Origin of the sequence: Mesorhizobium sp. M7A.F.Ca.CA.002.04.1.1 (genome assembly GCF_004022805.1) — a bacterium.
Lineage (GTDB): Bacteria > Pseudomonadota > Alphaproteobacteria > Rhizobiales > Rhizobiaceae > Mesorhizobium > Mesorhizobium ciceri.
Window position 1 is genome coordinate 1 of the sequence record NZ_RZPL01000187.1, and the last position, 8,552, is coordinate 8,552.

Here is an 8,552-nt window from a genome sequence, read left to right on the forward strand (position 1 = left end):
TTCTCTCGGCCTTCCGAGACGGGTGAGGGCGTTCCGGCGGCAAGTTGGACTTTTCCAGTGCGCCGGTTCAACACCCCCGAGCCGCCGTACGGGAAAGCATGGAGGAGCGCGCGTTAGTCAGTCATCGCGCCTTCCCCCGGCGGCAGCGGGCTTCCCATCGCCCGCTGCCGCACAATTTCAAAAGCGCTTCAACGATCCGATGCCAACGACATCGGCAGCGAGCAGCTTTATCGCGCACTGCTTCGAGCGATCTCGGTCGCGATGCGCTTTGGCAAAGGCCACAATGCAGATGTCTGCCACTCAACCTTCCGGCGAAATCGCGTATAACAGCCCTATGAAGATTCTCGTCATAGAAGACGATCGCGAGGCTGCGGATTACTTGCAGAAAGCCTTTGCCGAGGCCGGTCACACCGCGCATGTCGCCGGTGACGGCGAAACCGGCTTTGCGCTCGCCGACGCCGGCGACTACGACGTGATGGTGATCGACCGGATGATGCCGCGTCGCGACGGCCTGTCGGTCATTGCCGGTCTCAGGTCCAGGGGCAACACGACGCCGGTGCTGATCCTGTCGGCGCTCGGCGAGGTCGATGACCGGGTCACGGGTTTGCGCGCCGGCGGCGACGATTACCTGACAAAGCCCTATGCCTTCTCCGAGCTTCTCGCCCGCGTCGAGGTGCTGAACCGGCGCGCCAGTGCCAAGGAAGCGGAAACCGTCTACCGCGTCGGCGATCTCGAACTCGACAGGCTGTCGCATTCGGTCCGCCGTGCGTCACGCGAGATAACGCTGCAGCCGCGTGAGTTCCGCTTGCTCGAATATCTGATGCGGCATGCCGGCCAGGTGGTGACGCGCACCATGCTGCTGGAAAATGTCTGGGACTACCATTTCGATCCGCAGACCAATGTCATCGACGTCCATGTCTCCCGGCTGCGCGGCAAGATAGAGAAGGGCTTCGACAAGCCCATCCTGCATACGGTTCGCGGCGCCGGCTATATGCTGAAGAGTGGTTAGCTGCGGCATGGCTCTTTCCGTGCCCGCCATCATGAAGACGACGGCAGCGCGGCTTTCGGCGCTCTACTTCCTGCTCTTCGCGCTCTGCGCGGTGGCGCTCGTCTTCTACATGACCTCGCTGTCGGCGCGAATGCTGACCGCGCAGACGCAGGAGACCATCAATGACGAAGTGCTCGGCCTTGCCCGCGCCTATCAGCGCGGTGGCCTGCCGGTACTGGTCCGCGTGGTCGAAGCGCGCTCGCGCCAGCCCGGCGCAAACCTTTACCTGATCGCCGACGCCAACGGCCAGATCCTGACCGGCAACGTGCAGAGCCTCGAACCTGGCGTTCTCGAAACCGAAGGCTGGACCAGCAGTCCGTTCTCTTATCAGCGCTTTGGCGAGGGAGAGCTCGAGCGCCTGCGCAACCTTCCCGCCGAGCAGGGTACCACCACCCAATCCGAGCAGAACGATGCGCAGGCGCAGGGCGAAAAAGGCCACAACGCCATTGCGCTGGTGCTGCGGCTGCCGAACCAGATGATCATGCTGGTCGGCCGCGACCTTGGCGAGCCGGAACGGTTTCGTGCCGTCATCCGCCGTGCGCTGATGCTGGCGCTCGGCATGATGGGGCTGGGCGGATTGCTGATCTGGTTTTTTGTCGGCCGCGCTGCGCTGAAGCGCATCGACAGCGTGTCGGAAGCCAGCCGTCGCATCATGGGCGGCGATCTGTCGGGCAGGCTGCCGGTGACGGGGGTTGGCGACGAGTTCGACCGGCTCTCCGAAAATCTCAATGCCATGCTGGCCAGGATCGCCACGCTGAACGAAGGCTTGAAGCAGGTTTCCGACAACATCGCGCATGATCTGAAGACGCCGCTGACCCGGCTGCGCAACCGGGCCGAAGCGACGCTTTCGGGCAAGCAAAAGCCCACCGACTACCGGCAGGCGCTGGAAGGCACCATCGCCGAGTCGGACCAGTTGATAAAAACCTTCAACGCCATCCTGATGATCTCCCGGCTGGAGGCTGGCTACTCGTCTGAAAATACGAACCGCGTCGATCTTGCGGAAGCCGTACGCGATGTCGTCGAGCTCTATGAGCCGGTGGCGGAAGAGGCGGGCGTGTCGCTGGAAGCAGACGCGCACGAGGCGGTGTCCGTCAACGGCAACCGCGAACTGATCGGTCAGGCGCTGTCGAACATCGTCGACAACGCCATCAAATATGCCACCGGCGCCAATGCCCAGCCGGCGGTGCGCGTCACGCTCGAGCGAACCGGTGCGGACGTTCGCCTGTCGGTTGCCGACAATGGCCACGGCATTCCCGACGATGGCGACCGCGCGCGTGCCACGGAACGTTTCGTGCGGCTGGAGAAGAGCCGTTCGCAACCGGGTTCCGGTCTTGGCCTCAGCCTCGCCAAGGCGGTCATGACATTCCACAATGGCCGGCTTGAACTCTTGCCTGGCAATCCTGGACTATCCGTGGTCATGAGTTTCCCGGTTCGGGAGGATCACTGATGAGCACGACTGCGAGAGCGAAAGATTGGCTGCTGAAGCCGGCGGCCAGGCTTGTTCCGCTGGACGAGGACCGTGCGCGGCTGGAACTGGCCGAGATCGCGTCCGCCGCACGCGAAGAAGGGCTGACGCGGCTGGCCAAGTTTCTGGCCGGCAAAGGGGAGGGCCAGGATTTCCTCGCCGCCGTCTTCGATCTGTCGCCGTTCCTGCGCGATACGGCACGTCGCCGGCCGCAAATCCTGGACGGGCTGTTCGAGCAGACAATCGAGGCTCGGCTGAAAGCGATCGGCGCCGCCATAGACCTGGCGCATTTGGCGGAGACCCTTTCGGAATCCGGCCTGATGATGGAGCTGCGCCAGTGGAAGGCGGAGGCGCATTTCCTCATCGCGCTGGCCGATCTTGCCGGCGAGGCCGAAACGGCGCTGACGGTCCGGCGGTTGAGCGACCTCGCTGACGCCTGTACCCGTGCCGCCGTCGACTTCCTGCTGCGCGACGCGCACGGCCAGGGCAAACTCAAACTGCCGGATGTCGACAACCCGTCGAAACAGTCGGGTTGGATCCTGCTCGGCATGGGCAAGCTCGGGGCACATGAGCTGAATTTTTCCTCGGACATCGATCTGGTGGTTTTCTTCGATCCGGAAGCACCGGCGGTCGTCGACCCGCTCGACGCCACCGAATTGTTTTCGCGGCTGACGCGCCGCCTGGTTCGCATCCTGCAGGACCGCACCGAGCACGGATATGTCTTCCGCACCGATCTGAGGCTGCGCCCCGACCCCGGTTCGACACCGCTGGCGATCCCGGTTGAGGCGGCACTGCGCTACTATGAGGCGCGCGGCCAGAACTGGGAGCGCGCCGCCATGATCAAGGCACGTCCGGTGGCTGGCGATCTGGCCGCGGGCGCTACCTTCCTCAAGGAGCTTCAGCCCTATATCTGGCGCAAATACATGGATTACGCGGCGATTGCCGACGTCCATTCGATCAAGCGTCAGATCCACGCCCACAAGGGCCATGGTGAGATCGCGGTCAAGGGCCACAACGTCAAGCTCGGCCGCGGCGGCATTCGCGAGATCGAGTTCTTCGTCCAGACCCAGCAGCTTATCGCCGGCGGACGCTTCCCTGAACTGCGTGGCCGCGAGACCGTGCCGATGCTCGGCGAGCTTGCGACACGCGGCTGGATCACCACCGAGGCGCGCGATGCGCTCGCCCGCCAGTACTGGTTCCTGCGCCGCGTCGAACATGCCGTGCAGATGGTTGCCGACGAGCAGACCCACACGCTGCCGGAAGATGATGAAGGCTTGGAGCGCATCGCCCGCATGCTCGCCTTTGCCGATGCTTCTGCCTTTTCCCAGGCGTTTCGCGCCTCGTTGCAGCAGGTCGAACGCCACTACGCGGCACTGTTCGAAACAGCACCCGAACTGTCGACAGGCATCGGCAATCTCGTCTTCACCGGCGATGTCGACGATCCCGATACGCTGCAGACCTTGCACGGCCTCGGCTTCCAGCGGCCAAGCGACATCTGCCGCGTCATCCGAGGCTGGCATTTCGGTCGCTATCGCGTCACCCAGTCGGCGGAGGCGCGCGAGCGGCTGACGGAATTGACGCCGGCGCTGCTGCGCTCCTTCGGCCAGACGCGCCGGGCCGACGAAGCGCTGATGCGCTTCGACGAATTTCTCGCCGGCCTGCCGGCCGGCATCCAGCTGTTTTCCCTGCTGCAGTCCAATCCGGCCCTGCTCAAGCTCCTGGCAACGATCATGGGTGCGGCGCCCCGGCTGGCGGCGATCATCACCCGCCGGCCGCATGTCTTCGATGGTCTGCTCGACCCGGCCTTGCTGACGGAGCTACCGGACCGCGCCTATCTGTCGGCACGGCTTTCCGCCTTTGTCGAGGGCGACCGGCTTTATGAGGACGTGCTCGACCGGCTGCGCATTTTTGCTTCCGAGCAGAAATTCCTGATCGGCGTCCGGCTGCTCGCCGGCTCGATCGATCCGGCGCGCGCCGGCCGCGCCTTCTCCGATCTGGCGGATCTCACCATCGAGGCTGCGTTGCAGGCGGTGACGGCCGAATTCGCGGCGCGCCACGGCACCATTGCCGGCGGCGTGGTTGCGCTGCTCGGCATGGGCAAGCTCGGCAGCCGCGAGCTGACCGCCGGATCGGATGTCGACCTGATCCTGCTTTACGACCACGCGCCGGACGCCGAGGAGTCCGATGGCGACAAGCCGCTGGCGCCTTCGCATTACTACACCCGCATGACGCAGCGGCTGATCGCAGCTGTGTCGGCGCCGACGGCGGAGGGCGTGCTCTACGAACTCGACCTGCGCCTGCGGCCATCAGGCAACAAGGGTCCTGTGGCGACCCATATCGATGCCTTCAAGAAATACCAGCGCCAGGAAGCCTGGACCTGGGAGCACATGGCGTTGGCACGCGCGCGCGCCATAGCTGGCGACGCCAGCCTGTGCAGTGAGGTTGAAGCGGAAGTGGCGGCGGTGCTTGGTCAGCCGCGCGACGCCGCAAAGGTGATGGCCGAGGCCTCGGAGATGCGGGCTATGATCGAGAAGGAAAAGCCGCCGCGCGACCTGTGGGACATCAAGCTGATCCCCGGCGGCCTGATCGATCTCGAATTCATCGCCCAAGTCGCTGTCATCACCGGGCAGGTAGGCGCCGGGCCGCGCGTTACCGGTACCGCCGAAATCCTTTCGCGCCTGTCACCGGGCTTCGCCAATGCCGGGGCGAGGCAGGAGCTTTTCGACGCCTATGCGCTCTATCTGGCGCTGACCCAGATGACGCGGCTGTGCCTTACCGGAGCCTTCGAGCGCGACGACGTTCCGCCGGGGCTTTCGGATCTGCTTCTGGCGGTGACCGACCTGCCGGATTTCGGTGTGCTCGAAGCACACCTCAAGGAGACGTCGCAGAAGGTCAGGAAGGATTTCGACCTTTTGCTTCGTGCGGGATGACCGGGAAGCGATCGTCCCTTGGAATCGGGGACGTTTCGTGGTCCTCCAGTCTCATGCAGCTACTCTGTTCGCCGAATCTGCTGCAGCGCCCGGCTTGCGTGAGACTGCAAAATCCGGTCGCGCAGATAGGCATAGAAACGCGGCGGCAGCATGCCATAGTCGAATCGGGACGGTTTGCTCCCCGCGATAGGCCTGAGATCGGGACCCGGCCAGAGGAAATGATTGGTTTCGGTGACGACGATCCATGATGGCGTGTCATCGAGGCCGAGATAGGCTTTGAGGGGCGCAGGTATTTCTACTGCATCGGCAGGATCTGCTGGTGGCGAGTGTGTGACCGGAACGACCGTTATGACTTCACGGCCCTCCACGACCGCGCGGCGACAATGGCGCATGATCGGTTTTTGCGACCTTCTTCGGCACCCTTTTCGTGTTCTCTCACCCAGAGGTAAGAATAGGAAATCACCAGACCCGGGATAGGTTTGGGCAGGCTCACGGTGTCCAGTCTTTGAGCATTGCATCAAGCCCGGCATATTCGCTCGATACGGCGCTTTCGGCGATGGCGTTAAGCGTCTCGTCGTCCAGCTCTTCCACAGGACGGGCGACCCGTCCCTTGACCAAGACCTCGAACATCGCCGCCGACAGGAGTACCGTGTGGGTCCGGCCATTCTTTGTGATTGCGACCGGCGCACGCTGGGCAGCATCCTGAAAACGCCCGACATTCTGCTGGAATTCCGTTGAAGTCACTCGCATGACAAGGCCTTTCTTTTTTATCCAAAATAGATAAAATAGATAACTTTGTCAAAGCGTTTCACCTCGCGTCCACGAGGTGGATCAGGCCTGGGATGGTGATAAAAACTTCACGCTGCAACCTTGACGGCCAGCACGCTCTTCTTCACCGGAATGCGCACCGACACGATAGTGCCGACACCTTCGCTCGACCGGATCTTCAGCGCGCCGCCCTGAAGCTCGGCCAGCGAACGTGAGATGGCAAGGCCAAGGCCGGACCCGGCATGGCTCTTGGAGAACTGGTTCTGCACCTGTTCGAACGGCCGTCCGAGCTTTCCGAGCGCCTCCTTGGGGATGCCGCAGCCATTGTCCTCGATCGTCAGCACCAGCGCGCCGGATGTGTTGCGGGCCCTGACCGATATGTGGCCGCCGTGGCCGGTGAACTTCACCGCATTGGACAAAAGGTTGATGACGATCTGCTTGATCGCACGGCGATCGGCGACCAGCGTCAGCGCATCGGCAATGCGCGTTTCCACGGAGATGGCCTTTTGCGCCGCCTGCAGCGAAACGACGCGTACGGTTTCGCTGATCAGCGGGCCGAGGTCGATCTCTTCCCGGTCCAGAGAGAACTGGCCGGCCTCGATCTTGGACATGTCGAGAATATCGTTGATGACGCCCAGCAGGTACTTGCCGCTGCTGTTGATGTCGGTGGCATATTCCTCGTAGCGCTCCGATCCGAGCGGGCCGAACAGCCCTTGTTCCATCAGTTCGGAGAAGCCGATGATGGCGTTCAGCGGCGTGCGCAACTCATGCGACATGTTGGCCAGGAATTCGGATTTGGCCCGGTTCGCCGCTTCGGCCCGTTCGGTTTCCTTCATGTATTTGCGGTTGAGGTCGACCAGTTCGCGCGAACGCTCCTCTTCGGCCCGCCGCGCGAGGCTGAGATCATGGATCGTTGCCATCAGCCGTCGCTCACTGTCGACCAGCTTCTCCTGGTGCAGCTTGATCTGGGTGATGTCGGAACCGACCGAGACGATGCCGCCGTCCCGGGTCTTCAGTTCGTTGACCTGCAGCCAGCGGCCATCGGCCAACTGCCGCTCGAAAGTGGCGCCGCCCTGCAGGCCGCTGGTGTGGGCAAGCCGCCTTTCGGAAGCAAAGGCCAGCATGCGTTCTTCCAGAGCCGCGCGCGCGGTGCCCGGCATCACGTCGCGGTCCGAAAGCCCGTTGTCCTGCTGGTATTTGGAATTGCACATGATCAGGTGCTGCGTCGAATCCCACAGCACGAAGGATTCGTTGATGTTCTCGATCGCCGTTCTGAGGCGAAGGTCGGCAGCCTCGGAACGCAGCGCCAGATGACGCTGTTCGGTGACGTCGACGGCGATGCCGATCAGCTGGATCTCCGGCGCTTCCGGATCGATGACCTGTGCCCGCGCGCGCATCCAGACCCATTGGCCATCGGCATGGCGCATGCGGAACACCTGATCGATGTGATCGATCTCGCGAGCGACGATTCTGTTGGCGAGCTCGAACAGGTCGCCGTCCTCGGGATGGATGATCTGATCGACCTCGCCGAAGGACAGCATCGTTTCGCAAGGCTTGTAGCCGAGCATGTCGTACATCGAGCGCGACCAGTACATCTTGCCGCGCACCATGTCCCAGTCCCACAGGCCGCAGCGGCCGCGAACCAGCGCCATGTCGATGCGCTGATGCGCTTCGAGGTAGATGCGGTCGGCCGCCTGCGCACGTGCCGCCTGGCCGAAATAGGCATAGAGGATGACGATCAGCACACCGGCCGTCAGCACGAACAGGGTGACGTTCAGCGAAACGGTCTTGCGCCAGGCATCGAAAACCGCGTCCTGTGGCACCAGGGCCGCCGATGCACCCTTTCCGCCATTCGCCAGGCTGACCGCGGCGTACCAATCCCGTCCGTCGATGTTGACGTCCATGACGCCCGCACGATCGCCGAACATGAACAAGGGCTGGCCGCCCTCGACGAGGCCGTCCAGAGAATGGCCCTGCCATGGCATCGAGCGTGGCGTCACCGCGACGATCTTGAAAGCGCTGTCGGTGATGACAAGCACATGGCTGCGGCCCATCGCGCCCTGACGGCTGGTGGTCTCCAGCAGATCCTGTATGGCGCCGGGCACCGTTTCCGAGGTGGTGGCGAGCGAACTGGCCAGCTGGCCCGCCGCCAGCGTCAGGATCGCCTTGGCATTGCGCTCGACATCGTCGCGCTCGTTCATCAGCGACAGCACGCGCAGCGCCGCGATGACGATCAGGAAGGTGATGATGAGGACGGGTATTGATCGGCGCAGCAGCGGCTCGGCGGCCAGAAGCCGCCGGTAGGCCGGTTCGGCGATGAGTCGCGTATTCCCGGCAAGAC

6 protein-coding genes are annotated in these 8,552 nt (G+C 63.4%); 3 read left to right on the forward strand and 3 right to left on the reverse strand.

The genetic code is table 11. From position 1 onward, the window contains the following. The first annotated feature begins 334 nt into the window (after positions 1-334). From ENZ75_RS12435 to ENZ75_RS12445, 3 genes are read left to right on the forward strand one after another with little or no spacing between them, the layout of a single operon-like run. The gene (locus tag ENZ75_RS12435; protein ID WP_023812818.1) at positions 335-1,009 is read left to right on the forward strand and encodes a response regulator transcription factor; all 675 of its coding nucleotides are present in this window, start codon (positions 335-337) and stop codon (positions 1,007-1,009) included. Positions 1,010-1,016: 7 nt separating this feature from the next. After that, complete coding sequence (locus ENZ75_RS12440; protein WP_128278121.1) at positions 1,017-2,495, forward strand: HAMP domain-containing sensor histidine kinase; 1,479 nt, start codon at positions 1,017-1,019, stop codon at positions 2,493-2,495. Beyond that, positions 2,495-5,443: a bifunctional [glutamine synthetase] adenylyltransferase/[glutamine synthetase]-adenylyl-L-tyrosine phosphorylase gene (locus ENZ75_RS12445; RefSeq protein ID WP_013532629.1), complete on the forward strand. Its 2,949-nt coding sequence runs from the start codon at positions 2,495-2,497 to the stop codon at positions 5,441-5,443. The genes ENZ75_RS12440 and ENZ75_RS12445 overlap by 1 nt, the downstream gene beginning before the upstream one ends. A 59-nt stretch (positions 5,444-5,502) precedes the next feature. On the opposite strand, the gene ENZ75_RS12450 is transcribed toward ENZ75_RS12445, so the two are convergent. The 3 genes from ENZ75_RS12450 to ENZ75_RS12460 form a co-directional block, all read right to left on the reverse strand. Continuing rightward, positions 5,503-5,811: a hypothetical protein gene (locus ENZ75_RS12450; RefSeq protein ID WP_245478666.1), complete on the reverse strand. Its 309-nt coding sequence runs from the start codon at positions 5,809-5,811 to the stop codon at positions 5,503-5,505. Between the two features lie 121 nt (positions 5,812-5,932). Then, positions 5,933-6,193, reverse strand: a complete 261-nt coding sequence (locus tag ENZ75_RS12455; RefSeq protein WP_013532628.1) for a type II toxin-antitoxin system prevent-host-death family antitoxin — start codon at positions 6,191-6,193, stop codon at positions 5,933-5,935. 107 nt (positions 6,194-6,300) lie between these two features. Further along, positions 6,301-8,552, reverse strand: a 2,252-nt coding sequence (locus ENZ75_RS12460; RefSeq protein WP_128278122.1) for a PAS domain-containing sensor histidine kinase, incomplete at its 5' end; no start/stop codon positions are given.

What these genes read in the sequence shown, in the direction of transcription:
- ENZ75_RS12435 (WP_023812818.1), top strand. Translation starts at nt 335, where the DNA reads ATGAAGATTCTCGTCATAGAAGACGATCGCGAGGCTGCGGATTACTTG.
- ENZ75_RS12440 (WP_128278121.1), top strand. Translation starts at nt 1,017, where the DNA reads ATGGCTCTTTCCGTGCCCGCCATCATGAAGACGACGGCAGCGCGGCTT.
- ENZ75_RS12445 (WP_013532629.1), top strand. Translation starts at nt 2,495, where the DNA reads ATGAGCACGACTGCGAGAGCGAAAGATTGGCTGCTGAAGCCGGCGGCC.
- ENZ75_RS12455 (WP_013532628.1), bottom strand. Translation starts at nt 6,193, where the DNA reads ATGCGAGTGACTTCAACGGAATTCCAGCAGAATGTCGGGCGTTTTCAG.